Annotated in this window: 15 protein-coding genes; 5 read left to right on the top strand and 10 right to left on the bottom strand. The window is 71.2% G+C overall.

Annotation, left to right across the window (positions count from 1 at the left end; all coding sequences use genetic code 11):
- Positions 1–3 precede the first annotated feature (3 nt).
- On the bottom strand, positions 4–789 hold the full coding sequence (locus AC1DPN_RS04200; protein WP_477083441.1) for a hypothetical protein: 786 nt from the start codon (positions 787–789) through the stop codon (positions 4–6).
- 178 nt (positions 790–967) lie between these two features.
- Between AC1DPN_RS04200 and AC1DPN_RS04195 the strand changes: the two genes are divergently transcribed.
- The gene (locus AC1DPN_RS04195; RefSeq protein WP_477083440.1) at positions 968–1,555 is read left to right on the top strand and encodes a class I SAM-dependent methyltransferase; all 588 of its coding nucleotides are present in this window, start codon (positions 968–970) and stop codon (positions 1,553–1,555) included.
- 60 nt (positions 1,556–1,615) lie between these two features.
- On the opposite strand, the gene AC1DPN_RS04190 is transcribed toward AC1DPN_RS04195, so the two are convergent.
- From AC1DPN_RS04190 to AC1DPN_RS04160, 7 genes are all read right to left on the bottom strand, one after another.
- Positions 1,616–1,981: a hypothetical protein gene (locus AC1DPN_RS04190; protein WP_477083439.1), complete on the bottom strand. Its 366-nt coding sequence runs from the start codon at positions 1,979–1,981 to the stop codon at positions 1,616–1,618.
- A 361-nt stretch (positions 1,982–2,342) separates the two neighbouring features.
- Positions 2,343–3,071, bottom strand: coding sequence for a respiratory nitrate reductase subunit gamma (gene narI / locus AC1DPN_RS04185; RefSeq protein ID WP_477083438.1), 729 nt, complete (start codon positions 3,069–3,071; stop codon positions 2,343–2,345).
- A gap of 1 nt (position 3,072) precedes the next feature.
- On the bottom strand, positions 3,073–3,789 hold the full coding sequence (gene narJ / locus AC1DPN_RS04180) for a nitrate reductase molybdenum cofactor assembly chaperone (protein WP_477083437.1): 717 nt from the start codon (positions 3,787–3,789) through the stop codon (positions 3,073–3,075).
- On the bottom strand, positions 3,786–5,441 hold the full coding sequence (gene narH / locus AC1DPN_RS04175; protein WP_477083436.1) for a nitrate reductase subunit beta: 1,656 nt from the start codon (positions 5,439–5,441) through the stop codon (positions 3,786–3,788). Before narH ends, narJ begins: the two co-directional genes overlap by 4 nt.
- A 15-nt stretch (positions 5,442–5,456) precedes the next feature.
- Positions 5,457–9,161, bottom strand: a complete 3,705-nt coding sequence (locus AC1DPN_RS04170; RefSeq protein WP_477083435.1) for a nitrate reductase subunit alpha — start codon at positions 9,159–9,161, stop codon at positions 5,457–5,459.
- Positions 9,158–10,465 (bottom strand): MFS transporter, encoded by a 1,308-nt coding sequence (locus AC1DPN_RS04165; protein ID WP_477083434.1) that lies wholly within the window; start codon positions 10,463–10,465, stop codon positions 9,158–9,160. Before AC1DPN_RS04165 ends, AC1DPN_RS04170 begins: the two co-directional genes overlap by 4 nt.
- Positions 10,458–11,243: a DUF2249 domain-containing protein gene (locus tag AC1DPN_RS04160; protein ID WP_477083433.1), complete on the bottom strand. Its 786-nt coding sequence runs from the start codon at positions 11,241–11,243 to the stop codon at positions 10,458–10,460. Before AC1DPN_RS04160 ends, AC1DPN_RS04165 begins: the two co-directional genes overlap by 8 nt.
- 68 nt (positions 11,244–11,311) lie before the next feature.
- Between AC1DPN_RS04160 and AC1DPN_RS04155 the strand changes: the two genes are divergently transcribed.
- The 3 genes from AC1DPN_RS04155 (at position 11,312) to AC1DPN_RS04145 (ending at position 14,885) form a co-directional block, all read left to right on the top strand.
- Positions 11,312–12,001 carry a helix-turn-helix transcriptional regulator gene (locus AC1DPN_RS04155; protein ID WP_477083432.1) on the top strand — a complete coding sequence of 230 codons (690 nt, stop codon included), beginning with the start codon at positions 11,312–11,314 and terminating at the stop codon, positions 11,999–12,001.
- Positions 12,002–12,615: 614 nt separating this feature from the next.
- A complete protein-coding gene (locus AC1DPN_RS04150; RefSeq protein ID WP_477083431.1) occupies positions 12,616–13,794 on the top strand; it encodes an N-acetyltransferase DgcN family protein in 1,179 nt (392 codons plus the stop codon).
- The gene (locus tag AC1DPN_RS04145) at positions 13,791–14,885 is read left to right on the top strand and encodes an alanine/ornithine racemase family PLP-dependent enzyme (RefSeq protein WP_477083430.1); all 1,095 of its coding nucleotides are present in this window, start codon (positions 13,791–13,793) and stop codon (positions 14,883–14,885) included. The genes AC1DPN_RS04150 and AC1DPN_RS04145 overlap by 4 nt, the downstream gene beginning before the upstream one ends.
- A gap of 21 nt (positions 14,886–14,906) precedes the next feature.
- On the opposite strand, the gene AC1DPN_RS04140 is transcribed toward AC1DPN_RS04145, so the two are convergent.
- Positions 14,907–15,761 (bottom strand): carbon-nitrogen hydrolase family protein, encoded by an 855-nt coding sequence (locus AC1DPN_RS04140; RefSeq protein WP_477083429.1) that lies wholly within the window; start codon positions 15,759–15,761, stop codon positions 14,907–14,909.
- Positions 15,758–16,609, bottom strand: coding sequence for a class I SAM-dependent methyltransferase (locus AC1DPN_RS04135; protein ID WP_477083428.1), 852 nt, complete (start codon positions 16,607–16,609; stop codon positions 15,758–15,760). The genes AC1DPN_RS04140 and AC1DPN_RS04135 overlap by 4 nt, the downstream gene beginning before the upstream one ends.
- A 121-nt stretch (positions 16,610–16,730) precedes the next feature.
- On the opposite strand from AC1DPN_RS04135, the gene AC1DPN_RS04130 reads away from it, so the two are divergent.
- Complete coding sequence (locus AC1DPN_RS04130) at positions 16,731–19,436, top strand: ATP-binding protein (protein ID WP_477083427.1); 2,706 nt, start codon at positions 16,731–16,733, stop codon at positions 19,434–19,436.
- Positions 19,437–19,473 lie beyond the last annotated feature (37 nt).

Genomic DNA, 19,473 nt, shown 5'->3' with positions numbered 1-19,473 from the left:
CCCTCAGGGCAGGTAGCCGCCGATCATCCCGTCCACCCACGCCTGCTTGTCGGCGCTCGAGCAGTCCGACGTGTAGTGCGTCCACGTGGCGCCGAAGCGCAGCGCGACGCAGTCCGCGGCCCTCTCGGTCGCCGAGGACCCGAACGCGGCGGACATCCGGGCGTTCAGCGCGCTCCACGACAACCCGGCCGCGGCCGCGAGCCGGCCCTCGTAGATGTGGGCGATCTCGTGCCGGACGACGTCGCCGGTCTTGGCGGGGTTCCCGGCAAGACGCTGGGCGTTGACCATGATGTAGCTGGTGCTCCCCGACCAGACCCCGCCGAGGTGCCCGCCGAGGTCGGGGTCGTCCCAGTGGATCTCCACCCCGGCGTTCCCGGGCAGCGAGCGCAGGGTCGCTTCTCCCGCCTCCCACACGGTCCCGGCGTCTGCGAGGGCGGCTCGGCGCGCCGATTCAGCGACGCGCTGCTGCTCGGCGGTCCAGGCCGCCTCGGCAGCGGCGCGCTGGGCCGCGACCGACGCGAGGGCCTCGGCCCGGGCGCGAGCGGACGCCGATCGCAGGAACGACTGCTCGATCTGCCAGTCGGTCGCGAGCGCGTCGACCCGCTGGGCGACCGCCCGCGCGTGCGCGAGACGCTCGGCGCGGTGCTGCGCCGCCCGCTCCCCCGCGTGGCCGATCAAGCCGACGCCGGAGACGATGAGCACGACGAGAAGCAGGACGACCGGTGGGTTCGTCTGGCGCACGGCACGCGACGCGGACCGCTGCGCGACCGACAGCTCGTACGTCGTCACAGAAGGCACCTCTCGGAAGGAATACGCCTTCCATCGGCAGTTTCGCTGCCGACATCAAGAGTCACGTGTCGATTGACTACGAGGGTTGAAGGTATCACTCGTTCGAGTGACGCCTCCGGCACGGACGGACGCGAGCGTCTGGATCTCGCGCCTGCCGTCGGTCCCTAGGCTGGAACGTGTGACACGCCGTGATGACCGGCTGCAACGAGCCTGGGACCGCCGAGCCGACGCCTACGACCGCGACATGGGCGCGGTCGAGCGGCGCTGGTTCGCCCAGACGCGGCCGTGGGTGTGCCGACGAGCCAGCGGACGCACGCTGGAGGTCGCGCTGGGCACCGGCCTGAACCTGCCGCTGTATCCCGAGGGCGTCGAGCTGGCCGGCATCGAGTGGAGCCCGTCGATGCTCGCGGTCGCGCAGCGGCGGGCTGCGGCGCTCGGGCTCGCCGCGGACCTGCGGCTGGGAGATGCGCGGGCGCTCCCGTTCGACGACGGATCGTTCGACACGGTCGTCATGACCTTCTCGCTGTGCGCCGTGCCCGATGCCGGGCGCGCGCTGGAGGAGATGGTGCGCGTCCTGCGCCCCGGCGGCCTGCTGCTGCTGGCCGACCACGTCGAGTCCTCCGCGTGGCCCCTGCGGGTGCTGCAGCGGCTCGTCGACGCGTGTCGGTACCTCTCCAGGGCGAGCGGTACTGCCACCGCCCGCTGCGACGCGTCGAGGCGCTCGGTCTGGTCGTCGAAGACCGCGAGCGCACCCGGATCGGGATGATCGAGCAGCTGGCCGCCCGCCGGACGAGCTAGTGGGTCTCCACCCGAACGACCGCGCGCGTCAGTCCTCCCAGGGCGGGGTGTCGCCGAGCTTGGCGTAGTACCGGGCGAGGTGGCCCTTCACGCGGGCGCGGTCCTTGTCGGGGATGTCGACGCCGCCGCGCGAACCCTGCATCACGGCCGCCGCAGCGAAGACCCCGCGAGGGACCGCCTTGAGCCGGCCGTCGACCACATCGGCGATCAGCAGCTTGTAGGCGGTGAAGTTCTCCTTGGCCTCGGCGTCGTACCAGACGTGCGCGTCGCGGTACTTCTCGTTCGGCTCGTCCTGCGCGTCCGCCCACGTGCGGACGCGCTTCTCAGCGGCGGCTCCGTCCCAGTCGCGGTCGCGGTCGGCCATTGGAAAGTCCCCGAACGTGGTCACAGCCATCGTGGTCACCCCTCCGACCGTTCGGACAAGGACCAGACCAGCCCAGCCATCCTTTCTCGGGTCCGGGGGCGGTACGCGCCGAACGCGTCACGAGTTCGACGGTCGCACCGGTCCCGCTCGCGCGCACCCGGAGGCACCGTCACGCATCAGAGCGACCTCACTCCCACGGCGCCGTCGCCGTCCCCATCCCGGCGATCCACCCGTCGGCGTCGAGCGCACCGGTGAAGAAGTCCTCCATGGCGGTCTGCATGCCCGTGGTGCGCTCGGTCGGGAGCTCGTAGTCCCAGGAGACCTGGTAGGCGGGCGCGGAGGGTGCATTCGCGCCCGGCCCGGGCCGGGCGCGTGGGTGAGTCCCGGCGACTCAGTGCGAGATGCGGTCCCAGCCTCGCCGCGGCCGGTGGCTGCCCAGCTGGTCGTCGCGGCTGCGATAGACGATGTACGGGCGGGTCAGGTAGCCGATGGGCGCGCTGAACACGTGGACCAACCGGGTGAACGGCCACAGCGCGAACAGCCCGAACGCGACAAGGGCGTGCAGCTGGAAGCCCAGCGGGGCGTCGGCCATCAGGCTCGGGTCCGGCTGGAAGGCGAGGAACGAGCGGTACCAGACCGACACGCCCTCCCGGTAGTTGTACTCACCGCCCACGCTCAGGATCGAGCCCGCGATGGTGTTCCACATCCCCAGCAGCATCACAGTGCCGAGGAAGGCGTACATGACCTTGTCCATGACGGTCGTCGCCGAGAACACCGGACCGACCGTGCGTCGGCGGTAGATCAGGATCGCCAGCCCGACGACCGCCATGATCCCGGAGACGAGGCCGCCGACGACCGCCACCAGGTGGTAGGTCTCGTGGCTGATCCCGAGGGCGTCCGTCCACGACTGCGGGACGAGCAGGCCGATGATGTGGCCGCCGACGACCCCGAGCATCCCGAAGTGGAACAGGGGCGAGCCCAGCCGCAGGAGCCTGTCCTCGTAGAGCTGCGAGGACCTCGTCGTCCAGCCGAACTTGTCGTAGCGGTAGCGCCAGAAGTGCCCGATGACGAACGTGGCGAGGCACAGGTAGGGGACGATCACCCAGAGGAAGGTGTCCATGTCAGCGGGCTCCTGGGAACGAGGGCATCGGCAGCGCGATGGGCGATCCGGACGACGCCGGTCCCGGTGCGAAGGTCGGGGTCGCGTACGGGTCGAGGCCGACCTCTTCCTCGGGAGGCCCCTCGGCGGCCAGCCGACGGACGGCGTCCATCTCGTCACCCTCGAGCGGCGGCAGCGTGGACGTGATCGCCTCGACCGCGCCGGCCCACCGGGAACCGGTCGCCGTCAGCGCCAGGCGCAGCAGCTCGAGCCCGGCCCGGTGGTCCAGGATCAGCTGCCGTCCGCGTTCCTGGTCGATGGTCGCGGCGTACTCCAGGACGACGCACAGGTGGTCGGGAAGCTCGTCGTCGCTGAGCTCGAAGCCCGACGCCAGGTAGGTCTGCTTGAACCGCAGCAGCGCCATGCCGCGCTTGCGGGTGTCGCCGTGCGCGAAGTAGGTGAGGAACAGGTTGTGCCGGCGTCGGGTGTCGAACGTCTCGACGTACTCCGCCTCGAGGTCGGCGAGCGTGGCGTCCTCGAGGCGTCGCAGGCAGGCACGCAACGGCTCCCCCACGTTCTCGGGCAGCTCGCGCGACGCCCGCTCGACCAGGTCGAAGCGGTCGAGCAGCTGCTGGTCCGGGTAGCCGAGGAGCAGGGACGAGGACTGCCAGGCGAGCGTGAGCTGCTCGGGGCTGAGCGCGACCTCGCGACGAGACCGGGTCCGGGCGATGCCGATCATGACTCGTCCGTCTCGTCGGACGGCTTGCTGGGGAACAGCCCGTTCGGGGCGCCCTTGCCGTCCCAGTTGAGCAGGTTGACGCGCGAGGCACCGGGCGACGGCACGGTGTCCGACGTCTGACGTTCCTGCAGCAGCCGGAAGTTCTCGACCGCGAGCGGCGTCTGCGACCCCGACCCCTCACCGAAGATCTCCGGGTTCCCGCCGCCGTACTGCGACACCGAGCACTCGGTGGCGATCTCCTCCAACGAGTGCGCCTGCTCGGCGTGCGCAGCCGGGATGACGTACCGCTCCTCGTACTTCGCGATCGCGAGCAGGCGGTACATGTCGTACATCGTCTGCTCGGTCATCCCCACGGCGGCCGGGATGGCCGGGTTCGGGTCACGGCCCATGTTGATGTCACGCATGTAGGACCGCATCGCGGCGAGCTTCTTGAGCACCAGGTCGACCGGCGCGACGTCGCCGGCCGTGAACAGCTCGGCAAGGTACTCGATCGGGATCCGCAGCGCGTCGATCGCCGCGAAGAGGTTGCCCGTGTCCTCGGCGTCCTCGCCAGTGTCACGGACCACGTCGATCACGGGTGAGAGCGGCGGGATGTACCAGACCATCGGCATCGTGCGGTACTCGGGGTGCAGCGGGAGCGCCACCTTGTACGTGTTGATCAGGGCGTGGATCGGCGAGCGCTGGGCCGCGTCGATCCAGTCCCGGGGGATGCCGTCGCGCTCGGCGGCCCTGATGACCTCGGGGTCGTTCGGGTCGAGGAGCACCGAGCGCTGGGCCTCGTACAGGGCGTGCTCGTCCTTCACGGACGCGGCCTCGAGCACGCGGTCGGCGTCGTACAGGATCAGGCCGATGTAGCGCAGCCGGCCCACGCACGTCTCCGAGCAGACGGTCGGCAGCCCGACCTCGATGCGCGGGAAGCAGAACGTGCACTTCTCGGCCTTGCCGGTCTTGTGGTTGAAGTAGACCTTCTTGTACGGGCACCCCGACACGCACATCCGCCAGCCGCGGCAGCGGTCCTGGTCGACGAGCACGATGCCGTCCTCGGCGCGCTTGTAGATGGCTCCGCTGGGGCACGAGGCCGCGCAGGCCGGGTTGAGGCAGTGCTCGCAGATGCGCGGCAGGTAGAACATGAACGTCTGCTCGAACTCGAACTTCACCTTGTCGGCGATCTTCGCGAGCATCGGGTCGTGCTTCTCGGTAGCCGCTGAGCCCCCGAGGTTGTCGTCCCAGTTCGACGACCACTCGATCTTCATGTCCTTGCCGGTGAGCAGCGACTTCGGCCGCGCGACCGGCGTGTGCTCCTGGGCCGGCGCGTCGGTGAGCGTGGCGTAGTCGTACGTCCAGGGCTCGTAGTAGTCCTGGATCTTGGGCATCTTCGGGTTGGAGAAGATCGTCGCGAGCTTCTTCATCCGCCCGCCGGCCTTGAGCCTCAGGCGGCCGCGCCGGTTGAGCTCCCAGCCGCCCTCCCACTGGTCCTGGTCCTCGTAGCGACGCGGGTAGCCCTGCCCGGGCCGGGTCTCGACGTTGTTGAACCAGACGTACTCGGTGCCGGTCCGGTTGGTCCACGCCTGCTTGCAGGTGACCGAGCAGGTGTGGCACCCGATGCACTTGTCGAGGTTCATCACCATCGCCATCTGGGCCATGACCTTCATCGTCAGTACTCCATCTCAATACTCGACGTCTTGGTTGCGCCGGCGGATGACCGTGACCTCGTCGCGCTGGTTGCCCGTAGGGCCGAGGTAGTTGAACGCGAAGGACAGCTGCGCGTAGCCGCCGATGACGTGGCTGGGCTTGACCAGGATCCGGGTCAGCGAGTTGTGGATCCCGCCACGCTTGCCCGACGTCTCCGCGAGCGGGACGTCGATGAGCCGGTCCTGGGCGTGGTGCATGTAGACGGTGCCCTCGGGCATCCGGTGCGAGACGATCGCGCGCGCCACGACGACGCCGTTGCGGTTGACCGCCTCGATCCAGTCGTTGTCCGAGACCCCGACCTTGGCGGCGTCCTTGTCGCTCATCCAGATCGTCTGACCGCCGCGCGACAGCGACAGCATGAACAGGTTGTCCTGGTACTCGGAGTGGATGGACCACTTGTTGTGCGGCGTCAGGTACCGCACGGTGACGCTCAGCTCGCCCATCGCCTCGCCGACCGTGCCGATGGCGGGTTCGGCGAACAGCGCGCCCATGTTCAGCGGTGGCCGGTAGACCGGCAGCCCCTCCCCGAGCTCGGTCATCCAGTCGTGGTCGAGGTAGAAGTGCTGTCGACCGGTCAAGGTGTGCCACGGCTTGAGCCGCTCGACGTTGATGGTGAACGGCGAGTACCGCCGGCCCCCGGACTCCGAGCCCGACCACTCGGGCGAGGTGATCACCGGGACCGGCGCTGCCTGGGTGTCGGCGAAGGTGATCTGCTTGCCCTCGTGCTCGGCCGCCAGATCGGCCAGCTTCGTCCCGGTGCGCTTCTCGAGCGTCTTGAAGCCCTGCGTCGCCAGGTGACCGTTGGTGGTCCCGGACAGCGCGAGGATCGCCTCGCAGGCGTGCACGTCGCGCTTGAGCGACGGGCGGCCGTCACCGGGTCCGCCGCGGACGGCACCGTTCTTGGCCCGCAGGTAGTCGATCGACGCGGTCACGTCGTAGGTGACGCCCTTGGTCGTGGTGCCGAGCGTGTCCAGCAGCGGACCGAGGGCCTGCATCTGCGCACCGACGGCCGTGAAGTCACGCTCGACCTCGACGATCTTCGGCATCGTGACGCCGGGGATCGGCTCGCACTCGCCGAGCTTCCAGTCCCGCACGACGCCGTGCGGGTTGGCCATCGCGTCCGGCGTGTCGTGCAGGAGCGGCACCGCCACGACGTCGCGACGGGTGTCGAGCCGGCCCGCGGCGAGCTCGGAGAACTTCGTGGCGATGGTCTGCCAGGCGTCCCAGTCGGTCCGCGTCTGCCACGGCGGGGCGATCGCGGGGTTGAACGAGTGCACGAACGGGTGCATGTCGGTGGTGTTGAGGTCGTGCTTCTCGTACCAGGTCGCGGCCGGGAGCACGACGTCGGAGAAGATCGTGGTGCTCGTCTGCCGAAAGTCCAGGGTGAGGAGCAGGTCGAGCTTTCCTTCGGGTGCGTGCTCGTGCCACTCGACGTCCTTCGGCCGCTGGCTCTCGGCGGCCTCGGTGGCGCGCAGCGAGTTGTCGGTGCCCAGCAGGTGCTTGAGGAAGTACTCGTTGCCCTTGCCCGAGGAGCCGAGCAGGTTGGCCCGCCAGATCGCGAGGATGCGCGGGAAGTTCTCCGGCGCGTCCGGGTCCTCCGCGGCGAACCGCAGGGCGCCCGACTTCAGCTGGTCGACCACGTGCTCGCCGACCGGGCGACCCGCCTCGGCCGCCTCGTCGGCCAGGTCGAGCGGGTTGCGGTTGAAGGTGGGGTACGAGGGCATCCACCCCATGCGGGCGCTCTTGGCGATCACGTCCGCAGTGCTGAGCCCGGCGAGCTTGCCCGTGCCGGTCGCGGCCGAGACGGTGTCCGCCGAGAACGTGTCGTAGCGGTACTGGTTGGTGTGCAGGTACCAGTACGCGGTGTGGATCATCTGACGCGGCGGGCGCTTCCAGTCGAGGCCGAACGCGAGCTGCGCCCAGCCGGTGACCGGGCGGCACTTCTCCTGGCCGACGTAGTGCGCCCAACCCCCACCGTTGACGCCCTGGCAGCCGGTGAGCGTGGTGAGCCCGAGGAAGCCGCGGTAGATCGTGTCGGAGTGGAACCAGTGGTTGGTGCCGGCGCCCATGAGGATCATCGACCGGCCGTTCGACTCCTCCGCGTTCGCCGCGAACTCGCGCGCGATCCGGCTCGCGGCGGCGGCCGGGACACCCGTGATGCCCTCCTGCCACGCCGGCGTGTAGGGCGCGGTCGCGTCGTCATAGCCCGTCGCGTAGTCGCCGGCCAGGCCGTCGCGGCCCACGCCGTACTGGGCGAGCATCAGGTCGAAGACCGTGGTGACCAGGCGTCCGGCGACCCGGCGCACGGGGACCGCGCGCGGCAGCGAGCCGGGAGACCCGTCGACGTTGTCGAACCGAGGCAGCTCGACGAGGACCGAGTCGACGCCGGCGTCGTGCAGGCTCAGCAGCGGGTCGACGCCGTCGAGGTCGAGGTTCCAGCGGCCCACCCCCTCGTCGCCGAACCGGTGGCCGAGCGACCCGTTGGGCACGACCGGCATTCCGGTGGCGGAGTCCAGGATCACGGTCTTGAAGTGGGCGTTCTCGACTGCGGCGTGCTCCGGCAGGTCCGCGGCGGTGAGAAACTTTCCGGCCCGGTACAGGTCGTCGCTGACCTCGTCGAGCGCGACCAGGTACGGCAGGTCCGTGAACTTCTTGGTGTAGTCCGTGAAGTACGGCGTCGTGCGGTCGACGAAGAACTCTTTGAGGATCACGTGGCCCATCGCCATCGCGAGCGCGCCGTCGGTCCCGGGCTTGATGGCCAGCCACTCGTCGGCGAACTTGACGTTGTCGGCGTAGTCGGGCGAGACGGCGATGACCTTCTGGCCGCGGTAGCGGGCCTCGGTCATCCAGTGCGCGTCGGGCGTGCGGGTCACCGGGACGTTGGAGCCCCACATGATCAGGTAGCCGGCGTCCCACCAGTCGCCCGACTCGGGCACGTCGGTCTGGTCGCCGAACACCTGCGGGGAGGCGACCGGCAGGTCCGCGTACCAGTCGTAGAACGACAGCATCGAGCCACCGATCATCGACGTGAACCGCGCCCCGGAGGCGTGCGAGACCATCGACATCGCGGGGATCGGCGAGAAGCCGGCGACCCTGTCGGGGCCCCACTTGTCGATGGTGTGCACGTAGGCGGCGGCCACCATCTCGGTGGCCTCCTCCCAGGTCGCGCGGACGAGGCCACCCTTGCCTCGCGCGGACTTGTAGGCCTTCGCCCGCTGGGGGTTGTCGACGATGTGCGCCCAGGCCTTGACCGGGTCGCCGTCGTACTGGGCCTTGGCGGCGCGGTACATCTGCAGCAGCACGCCACGGACGTACGGGTACCGCACCCGCGTCGGGGAGTACGTGTACCAGGAGAAGGCCGCCCCGCGCGGGCAGCCGCGGGGCTCGTACTCCGGCTTGTCGGGCCCGACGGACGGGTAGTCGGTCTGCTGCGTCTCCCAGGTGATGATCCCGTCCTTGACGTACACCTTCCACGAGCACGAGCCCGTGCAGTTCACGCCGTGGGTCGACCGGACCACCTTGTCGTGGCTCCAGCGGTCGCGGTAGAAGTCGTCGGCCTGGCGTCCACCCTCCTTCGTCAGGGTGCGCAGGTCGTCGGAGACCTTGCCCTTGGTGAAATAGCGACGACTGCTCACCAGCGCATCGCTGAGGCGGCCGTCCAGGCCCGGCTTCTGAGTCACGGCGTCAACCTCTTCTCGACGGAACGGTCGTAGGCACGTGCGGTCGAACGGACGACGGTGAGCGTGAGGACGAGCGTGAGCGCGGCCGTGATCGACAGGAGCCACAGGCCGATGCCGTAGGACTCGGTCCGCCCGTAGACGTAGCCCATGATCAGCGGCGGGACGAAGCCGCCCAGCCCACCGGCCGCGCCGACGAGCCCGGTGACACCGCCGACCCGCGACGGCTCGGTGACCTTTGCGATCAGGGCGAACGTCGCACCGCTGCCGGACCCGAGCGCGGCCGCCATCGCGAGGAAGGCGACCGTCCCGACGCCGTTCAAGGGCGGCGTGCCGGCCGAGATCGCCGCGCAGACCGCGACCACGGCGAACCCGACGGCGAGCACCCGGATCGCGCCGACCTTGTCGGAGAGCCACCCACCGACCGCACGCATGATCACCGCGACGACGACGAACCCGGCCATCCGGTTGGCCGCGTCAGCGGGCGTCAGGCCGTGCGCGGTCTTCAGGTAGGCCGGCAGGTAGACCGAGAAGGCCACGTAGCCGCCGAACGCCACCGCGTACAGGATGCACGCCTGCCAGGTGATCGAGAGCTTGGCGTTGGCGACGAGGCGGGGCACCAGTGGCGTCGTCGGGACGACGCGGCCGGGGGCGTCGCGCATGAGCACCCACGACACCACGGCGTACACGGCGAGGACGACCGCCGTGATCAGGAAGGGGGCCATCTCCCCCACGTTCGTGTAGAGCTTGACCGTCGTGAGGGCGCTGATGGCCGTGCCGCCCATGCCGACACCGAAGATGCCGATGGCGAGCCCGCGCTTGTCCGGCGGGAACCACGAGTTCACGAACGGCACGCCCACAGCGAACGCCGTGCCGCCGATGCCGAGGAAGAAGCCGCCCAGCAGGATCAGGGCGTACGAGTCCAGCGCGAAGAACGCCAGGAACAGGACCGGGACGATCGTCGCGGCCGAGACCAGCGGGAACATGACGCGGCCGCCGAACTTGTCGGTCAGCGCTCCGACCACGATGCGGCCGAGAGAGCCCACGACCACCGGGACGGCGACCATCAGTGCGACGTCGGACTCGGTGAGCTCCCCGAGGGTGCCCTGGTCGCGGAACAGCGGGCCGAGCGGGCTGAGCAGCGCCCAGGCCCAGAAGTTGACCGCGAACCCGATGGTCGCCAGGGTCAGCATCAGCCACGGCGACCTGACCGTGTCAGGGCCGTCGAGCGTCGTCACGAGCGTCGAGCGGCGTTGCACGGCGTCACCTTGTTCATACTGGCCGCCGGCGGTGCCGCTGTCAGCCATGACGCGCAACCCGGTCCGCGCGCATGAGGCTCAGGCGCCATGCGTCAGGCCCCTGCTCGAGGTAGTAGACCGTGAACTCGCCCGGCGAACGCGCCTCCAGCTGGGCCAGCAACGGCAGCGGGTCGTGCGGTGCGACGAGCACCAGGCCACGCCCCGGCTGCACGGCGTCCAGCGCTCCGAAGATCGTCGCGTGACGGATGGCGTGCGGGATCACGCGTGCGTCGAGCTCCGGCAGCTCGGACTCGTCCTCCTCGTTGCAGCCGCAGCTCCCGCCGCAGCCGGCCTCCTTCTCGTCCCCTCCGAGCAGCTCGTGCACCCCGTCCAGCAGCTCGGCCACCGACACGTCGGGCGCCCCGACCAGCAGCGGGATGACCTGCTCGTTCTCCTTGGCCAGGTGGGACTCGAACACGACGAGGAGCGCCCCGGCCGCGACGGCCGCGGAGACGGCGTCGGGGGCCGCCCGGAACGTCTCGACGAGACCGATGAGGAGCTGGTGCTCGGCGAGCATCGCCTCGACGAGGAGCCGGCCCTCGGGTCGCTGGGCGGCTGCCCGGTAGAGCGTCGTCTCCTCCGCCAGTGCGTGCGGGACGAGCTCGGTGCTGCACCAGTCGACGAGGTCAGCACGTACCCCCTCGTCGATCGTCCGGTCGGCACGCGCGAGAGCGGTCATCGACTCGACCTTGAGCGCGAGGGTGAGAGCTAGCTGAGCGTGGTGTCGCTCGATCGCCTGCGCGGCGCGCGCGTCGGCCTGGTCTGAGGCGATGACTAGGGCGTCCATGTCCTGACTCCTCCTGGGTGGCCGCCGGGTGGTGGCCGGTGCCCCCTATATTTACTACACTTACCTCCGTGGAAAATAACAAGCGTTTCGGGCCTCGCACGGGGGCTCCCGTCCGGCCCTTGTCGGCGCCGCGGGCCGCGATCATGGACAGGCTGCGCGACCAGCCGGAGGCCCTGACCCTGGCGAGCCTCGTGAACGCGACCGGCCTCCACGAGAACACCCTGCGCGAGCACCTCACCGCACTCGTGCAACGCGGTCTCGTCCGCCGTCATCGCGCAGAACCCACCGGTCGCGGCCGCCCGGCGTGGCTCTACGAGGTGGCGGGCGAGGAGCGGACCGGTTCGGAGTACGCCGGCCTCGCCGCGGCGCTCGCTGCAGCGATCTCCCACACGAGCGACGACCCCGCCGGGGCCGCCACCGCCGCCGGCGAAGAGTGGGGCCGTGAGCTCGCGCGAGACCGGCACCACGCACCGGACTCCCCCGAGGCCGCGCGCGACGAGGTCGTGCAGCTCCTCGGCGAGCTGGGCTTCGCGCCCGAGAGCTCTGCGAAGCTGCCCGCCGAGATCCGTCTGACCCGCTGCCCCCTGCTCGAGGCCGCGCACCGCCACCCGGACGTCGTCTGCGGGGTCCACCTCGGCATCGTCCGCGGTGTCCTGAGCGAGCTCGGGGCCGACCCGACCGGGAGCGTCCTCGTGCCGTTCGCCGAGCCGGGGGCGTGCCGACTCCTGGTTCCGCCGCTGCCGGGCGACGCTCCCTAGCGGCCGGCGCTCACGCGCGAGCGGCTGCGGGTCAGCCAGGGCGAGCGGACGCGGCCCGGCGGCGGCCGAGACCTCGACCCCGGCCGCCGTCGATCGAGCGTGCTCGTCAGGAGTGGCGCAGGTCCACCGTCCAGACCTCGCCACCGAGCGTCAGCACGTACGCCTTGCCCCTGATCACCTCGAACGCCGTCGGGTCGGCGTGGGATCGAGTGACGGGTGGTGGGCGTACGCCGCGGACGGCGTGAGCAGCAGCAGAAGCGCAGATCCGAGCACCAGCAGAATTCGTCGCGGACCCATGGGGCCCTCCCCTCGGCGACCTTGACACGTGCACAGTCGGGTGCGCCGGGCGTCTCCGCACCAGCCCATCCGGGTGCGGGCCCATCCCTGGACCGTTCCCGACGGTAGTCCTCCCTCGACGAGCCGACGAGGGTGCCGGCGGCACCGACCGGTCGACCGGGCCGAGGGCGCGATGCACGGTTGTCGGCGACGAGCGGCTAGTGTCGCTCGTGCCGGCAACCTTGCTGGCACTCAGTGCAGACCACTCGTTGACCGTTGGGCTCATCACCCGGCCACGATTCCCGTCGCCTCCTCTGAGCCTTCTCAGAGGAACCCACGTGTCTGCGCCTACCAACAGCTCCTCACCTCTCGACGCCTGGCAGGGTCTCGAGACAGAGCCGGCCGCTCCCTTCGACCTCCCGGTCGGCTCGACCGCCGTCGTCTACTGCGAGGGCCAGTTCGGGGAGCAGGACGGCAAGACCGGCAACGGTCTGGTCCGCCACTCCGAGAAGTACGTGATCCTCAGCGTCATCGACAGCAGGTGCGCCGGGGCCGACGCCGGGGAGTTCCTCGACGGGATCCCGAACGGCATCCCGGTCGTCGCGTCCCTGAGCGACGCCGTCGCCGATGCCCGGCAGGTCCCGGACTACCTGATCTGCGGTCTGGCGCCGGCCGACGGCCTGCTGTCCGGGGCCCAGCGGGTCGTGCTGCTCGACGGGATCGCCCGAGGCATGCACATCATCAACGGCCTGCACGAGTTCCTCAACGACGACGCCGAGTTCGTCGCCGCCGCGCTGATCGCCGGGGTGACCATCACCGACGTGCGCCGCCCGAAGGCCGCGCGTGACCTGCACCTCTTCTCCGGCCGGATCTTCGACGTCACGTGCCCTCGGATCGCGGTCCTGGGTACCGACGGCGCCATCGGCAAGCGGACCACCGCGACGCTGCTGGTCCAGGCCCTGAACGCTCGGGGGATCAAAGCGGTCATGGTCGGAACCGGCCAGACCACCTTGATCCAGGGCGGCAAGTACGGCGTCGCGCTGGACGCCCTGGTCCCGCAGTTCTGCTCCGGTGAGGTCGAGCACCAGGTCGTCGCCGCGTTCGAGGGCGAGAACCCGGACGTGATCGTCGTCGAAGGGCAGGGCGCGCTCAGCCACCCGGCCTACCTGACCTCGGGACACATCCTTCGAGGCAGCCGCCCGCAGGGCGTGATCGTGCAGCACGCTCCGAAGCGCAAGGTGCTCGGGGACTTCCCGATGATGCCGATGCCGACCGTCGCCAGCGAGATCGCGATGATCGAGGCGTTCGCCGACACCCGCGTGATCGGGGTGACGATCAACCACGAGGAGATGACGGCCCTCGAGCTCGACGAGTCCATCGCCGAGCACCGGCTGGAGCTCGCTCTCCCGGTCACGGACCCGCTGACCCGGCCCGGCCAGGACCTGGTCGACATGGTCCTGGGCGCGTTCCCCGATCTTGCACCGACGACTGCACCCCACATCTCGACCCTGGGGTGAGCGCCCCACGGATCGAGATCGACCTCGACGTGGTCCAGCGCAACACCCGCGTCCTGGTGGACCGTCTGGCGGCGCACCACATCGGGGTCCTCGGGGTCACCAAGGCCACCCTCGGCTCACCGCGAGTTGCCGCTGCGATGCTCCGCGGTGGAGCCGTCGGCCTGGGTGACTCCCGGGTCGAGAACCTTGCTCGCCTGACTGGCCTCGACGGACCTGCGCCGCGCACGCTGATCCGTTCACCCATGATCAGCCAGGTGGGACGCGTGGTCCGTACCGCGACCGCAAGCCTGAACACCGAGGCCGCCGTGCTTGCGGCCCTCGACGGCGCCGCGCATCAGGCCGGGATCCGCCACGACGTGATCCTGATGGTCGAGCTCGGCGACCTCCGCGAGGGGATCGCCGTCGACGACGTGGCGGCAGCGGTCCGGGTCGTCCTGACGTCGCGGTCGCTCCGGCTGATCGGGCTGGGAGCCAACCTCGCCTGCCAGAACGGAGTGGTGCCGGACGACGCGAACATGGGCGTCCTGCACCGGCTCGTCGACGAGACCGAGGCCCGCCACCGCATCACGCTCGACGTCGTCTCCGGCGGCAACTCCGCCAACCTCGAGTGGGCACTGACGACGACCGAGCCCGGACGCACCAACCAGCTGCGACTCGGTGAGGCGATCCTGCTCGGCACCGAGCCGCTTGGCCGCACACCGATCACGGGACTGAGCACGAACGCGTTCACCCTGGTCGGCGAGGTCATCGAGGTCGCCGAGAAGCCCGCCCGGTCCTGGGGAACCCGGGCGCAGTCCGCATACGGCGAACCGCCGGCCCGTGCAGGGAGAGGGACGCGCCGGCAGGCGATCGTGGCCCTCGGTCGCCAGGACGTCGACCTCGACGGTCTCACCCCACCGGTCGGGATCTCCGTGCTCGGGATGAGCAGCGACCACCTGGTCCTCGACATCGGCGACGAGCAGATCGCCGTCGGCGACGAGATCCGGTTCCAGCTCGGCTACGGCGCACTGGTGCGGGCGATGACCTCACCGTTCGTCACGCGAGTGGAGCTCCCGGAGGCCAGGGCCCTCGGCCTCGCAGCCGGCCTCTGATGAGCGCGAGCACCGTTCCGCTCAGGTTCGCGTGGTGACCACGGGACGGGGGCGGGTGTCGACGTGCAGCTCGAAGACGTCGGGGCGGTGGTAGTGCCCGACGGGGTCGAACAGCCGACGCGCCTCCGCCACCAGGTCGAGGTCGATCTCCGCGGTGAGGATCCCCTCCGCATGCCGCAGGGGCCCTGCGACGACCCGTCCGCCGGGGTCGCAGATCACCGTGTTGCCCGGCTCGATCCAGTCACCGTCGCCGGGGTCGGGCTCGGGGGCGATCCGGTGCCGGTCGGGGAGGTCCGCCGGGAGCTGGTCCGAACGCAGGACGGGGTTGACCCCGACGACCCAGACCCGTCCCTCCAGGGCGATGTGCTGCATCGTCGCGACCCAGCCGTCGCCGCGGGCAAGGGTGGGCGCCAGCCATACCTCCACGCCCTGCGCGTACTGGTGGAACCGCGCCAGCGGCATGCGGTTCTCCCAGCAGATCAGGCCTCCGAGCAGGCCGAGCGCGGTCGGCACCACGTCGAGGGTGGATCCGTCGCCCGGAGCCCACACCGTGCGCTCGGACCCGGTGGGCACCAGCTTGCGGTGCTTGCCGAGCAGCCGTCCGTCGGGACCGATGTACAGCGTGGTGTTGTAGATCGTGGTGCCGTGCGGCTCTCGCTCCTGGACGCCGATCACCACGTGCACCCCGGCCGCGCGCGCTACCGCACCGAGCCGCGCGGTCGCCGGCCCGGGGACGAAGGCCTCGGGGAAGACGACCAGACGTGCGCCCAGGTCGGCCGCCTCGGCGACCAGCTCCTCGACGCGGTCCAGCGTGGCTTCGCGGTCCAGCAGCACGTAGGAGGCCTGGACGGCTGCGACGACGTAGCGGCGGTTCATCGGGTGCCGGCCAGCACGTGGAGCTCGCACGGGCCGACGAATCCCGCGCCGTCGTCGTACTCCGACAACGCCTGCTCGATCTGCTTCCAGACCCCTTCGCGGTCGGACTCGGGCACACCGGCGAGCATCTGGTGCAGCGCTCCGAACGACTCCCGCTCGAAGCGCACGCACTCCGCCGCGGACGTCAGCCGGAGCGGCGCGGCGAGCGTGTGCACCTCGACGTCACGGAAGCCCGCACCGGTCAGCAGGTCCCGAGCCACGGTGGGATCCCCCAGGCTGAACGGCCCCGGTTGGCCGGGCTGGGGAGCGGGCAGTGCCGCGCACTCCCGGATGATCGAGACGGGCACCGAGAAGAAGCGGTTGCGGTCGGCGCCCGAGTACACGACGGCCGCGAAGCTTCCGCCCTCGCGCAACGAGTCACGGATCCCCTTCAGAGCGAGCAGCTGGTCGGGGAAGTAGATGAGTCCGACCCGGCAGATCGCCGCGTCGAACGCACCCGGCCACCGTCCGACGAGGTCCTCGCCGTCGACCTCTGCGGTCGTCACGTGCCGCAGGCCGGCCTCGGCGGCGTCGCGACCGGCGTAGCCGAGGATCGTGGGCGACACGTCGGTGACCAGGACGGACCCGTCCGGGCCCGTACGTCGTGCGGCCGCGAGCGCCTGCCCGCCCGCCCCACCGGCGACGTCGAGCACCCGGCTCTGCGGCCCCACCCCTGCGGCGTCGAGCATGGCCCGCGTCGCGTCGCCCTGCCACTCCTCCAGGGTCGGCCCCCACCGGTGCCAGGCCTCTGCCGCCTCCTCCCACTGCCGGCGGGTGGTGGTCTTGTACACAGCTGCGTCGAACGACATGGCGTCCTCCTCGGTTTCGGTACGTCCCACGCTCGCCCCGGGGACGACGGCCGGGCATCCGTGGCCACCACGGATCTCGGCGGTCTGGCCACAGGGGTCCGGCAACGCCGAGACTGGGCAGGTGACGGGACCGTCCGCGCGCGCGTGGGGCGTGACCGACCGTGAGCATGACGTCCTCGTGCTCGTGGCCGGGCACCTCACCAACGCGCAGATCGCGGACCGGCTCGTCGTCTCGGTGCGGACCGTCGAGTCGCACCTGTCGTCCTTGATCCGCAAGCTCGACGTCGCCGACCGGCGGAGCCTCGCCCGCCGGGCGGACCAGCTGGGGCTCCTGCGAGGTCGCGTCCGCTGGCCGGTCCCGGGCAGCGGCTTCGTCGGGCGCGAGGCGGAGGGAGCCACCCTCGCGACGGCCCTCGCCGAACGGCGGATGGTGACCGTCACCGGGCCGGGCGGCGTCGGCAAGACGAGGCTGACGGTACGCACCGCCGAGCAGGTCGCCCGCGAGCGGCCCGACGGCGGCTGGTTCGCCGACCTCAGCCTGGTCGCCGACGGCCGATCGGTCGTGACGGCGGTCGCGTCGGCGGTCGGCGTCGTCGAGCCGCCGGGTGGTTCGGTCACCGAGGCGCTCCGCTCGGTGCTGGCGCGTGCCGACGGCGTGCTCGTGCTGGACAACTGCGAGCACGTGCTGGCCGAGGTGGACCGCTTCGTGGACCGCGTGCTCACCGAGTGCCCTCGGGTCACGATCGTGGCCACGAGCCGGGCGCGGCTCGGAGCGTCGTACGAATGGGTCTACGAGCTGCCCGGGCTCGGGGACGACGACGCGGTCTCCCTGTTCTGCGACCGAGCGGCCTCCGCCGGTGGCCCTTCGGACGTGGACCCGTCGCGGGTCGCGGACCTGTGCTCGCGGCTGGAGGGCATGGCACTGGCGATCGAGCTCGCGGCGGCGCGCTACCCGTCGCTGGGGTTCGACGGGCTGGCGGCGGGACTGGACGATCCGCTCCGGCTGCTCGGCGGTCGCGACGACGGACCCCGGCAGCGGTCGCTGCGCAGCACGATCGCGTGGAGCGTCGCCCTCCTCGACGACCCCGACCGTGAGGTGTTCGAGGTGTGCTCGGTGTTCGCGTCCTGGTTCACCGGTCTCGCGACGCACGGGGTCCTCGCCGCGGACCGGTCCGCGGCGGACGCCGCGCAGGCTCTGGCCCGTCTGGCCGACCAGCACCTGCTCCAGGTGAACGTCGGCGAGCCCACGCGGTACAGGTTCCAGGAGGTCGTCCGACAGTTCGCCGCCAAGCGGCTGGGGTCACGGGCCGCGAGCGCGGAGGCTCGGCACGCCGCGTGGGTCGCCTCCGAGCTGGAGTCGCTGGGGCGCGGCCCGCGAGACGCGGCGTGGTGCGACGCGTTCGACGCGCTCTCCACGGAGGCGCGCGTCGCCGTGGACCGGACGGGCGCCGGCAGTCCGCTCGGGGAGAGGTTCGCCGAGGAGCTGGTGCAACGGGGTCGGCTCGAGGAAGCCCAGCTCTGCTTCGAGCGTCTGGCGGCCGGCACGACCGGAGGTGAGCGCGTCCGGCTGCTGCGGCTCGCCGCGGGGGCGGCGGCGGCCCGGCTCGTCGGCGACGAGGCGATGCGTCTGCTCGAGGAGACCCACGCCGCGGCCGTCCTCGACGGGGACCTCGCCGCGGCCGCGGACGCCCTGGCGTGGCAGGTGATCTACGCCAACCTGGCACCCGGGATCATGGCCCATCCCCCGCCGGCGGACGTGACCGAGCGGGCGCTGTCGGAGGCGGACCGCCTGGCACCAGCGGGCTCGCGGGCCGAGGCGACCGTCGCGGTCGCGGCGGCGACGCACCTGAGCGAGGCCGACCCTCGCGCGGAGCCCGCTGCCCGTTCGGCAGCGGCGCGCGCCGAAGCGGCAGGACGTCCGATCGCGGCCTCCCACGCCCTCGACCAGCTGTGCGGCGCCCACCTCACGCGGAACGAGATCTCCGACGCCCTCCGGGTGCTCGACGAACGGGGTCGCCTGCTCCGCGACGTCCCGCTCGACGCCGCGAGCGCCTATGCCTTCAACGACTACCTGCTGATGGGCTGCGAGGTCGCGCTGGCCGCCGGGGACCTGCCACGCTCCGTCGCGTACGCCGAGCAGCTGGCGGCGCTGCCGTGCTACCGCGACTACGAGCACCCGGCGCTCGCCCGTCGCCTCGAGGTCGACGTCCTGTCCGGAGACCTGGGCGGCGCGGTCGAGCGAGGCGAGCGGTTCCGTGCCTCGTGGGAGCGTGCCGGGCGGCACCGGGCGTCGACCCTGGCGGTGGGGACCTACTCGCTCGCGCTCGCGCACGGGCTGCTGGACCACCAGGACGAGCGCGACGAGTGGCGACGGGCCACCGAGCACCTGCTTGCCGCGCGGAACGGGACGACGACCGATGCCTCCACCGGTTGGGCGCCGACCCTCGACGCGATCCTCCTGCTCGACCGCGGCGACGTGGCCGCCGCGCAGGAGCGCCTCACCGTGCACCCCGACGACCCCCTCTGGCGGGCCTGGAACACGGGGCTGTGGCTGCCGTGGTACGCCGCCGTGTGGGCCGAGTCCGCCGTCCTGTCGGCCCACCCGGACGCCTCCTCACGGGTGACCGCGGCGGCTCACGCCGCTCGCGGCAACCCGGTGGCGGCGGCCGTGGTGCACCGGGCCGAAGCCCTGGCGACGGGCAGCCTCGCCCGGGTCGACGACCTCGCCGTCACCTTCGACCGGCTCGGCTGCGCCTATCAACGAGACCGCAGCAGGCGCCTCGCCCGGGACCCGGCGTCGGGCGCCGGAAGGGCCAGCACCGTCTGATTGGCCATCGCGCTCGCGGACGGTCCACGCCAGGATC

The sequence above is a fragment of the Cellulomonas sp. P4_H4 genome, from assembly GCF_056400865.1.
This window is presented reverse-complemented; position numbering and strand designations above follow the sequence as displayed.

Excerpts from the sequence above, each read along its gene's own strand:
- narH (WP_477083436.1), bottom strand. The coding sequence starts at position 5,441 with ATGAAGGTCATGGCCCAGATGGCGATGGTGATGAACCTCGACAAGTGC.
- narI (WP_477083438.1), bottom strand. The coding sequence starts at position 3,071 with ATGGACACCTTCCTCTGGGTGATCGTCCCCTACCTGTGCCTCGCCACG.
- AC1DPN_RS04160 (WP_477083433.1), bottom strand. The coding sequence starts at position 11,243 with ATGGACGCCCTAGTCATCGCCTCAGACCAGGCCGACGCGCGCGCCGCG.
- AC1DPN_RS04190 (WP_477083439.1), bottom strand. The coding sequence starts at position 1,981 with ATGGCTGTGACCACGTTCGGGGACTTTCCAATGGCCGACCGCGACCGC.
- AC1DPN_RS04140 (WP_477083429.1), bottom strand. The coding sequence starts at position 15,761 with ATGAACCGCCGCTACGTCGTCGCAGCCGTCCAGGCCTCCTACGTGCTG.
- narJ (WP_477083437.1), bottom strand. The coding sequence starts at position 3,789 with ATGATCGGCATCGCCCGGACCCGGTCTCGTCGCGAGGTCGCGCTCAGC.
- AC1DPN_RS04165 (WP_477083434.1), bottom strand. The coding sequence starts at position 10,465 with ATGGCTGACAGCGGCACCGCCGGCGGCCAGTATGAACAAGGTGACGCC.
- AC1DPN_RS04135 (WP_477083428.1), bottom strand. The coding sequence starts at position 16,609 with ATGTCGTTCGACGCAGCTGTGTACAAGACCACCACCCGCCGGCAGTGG.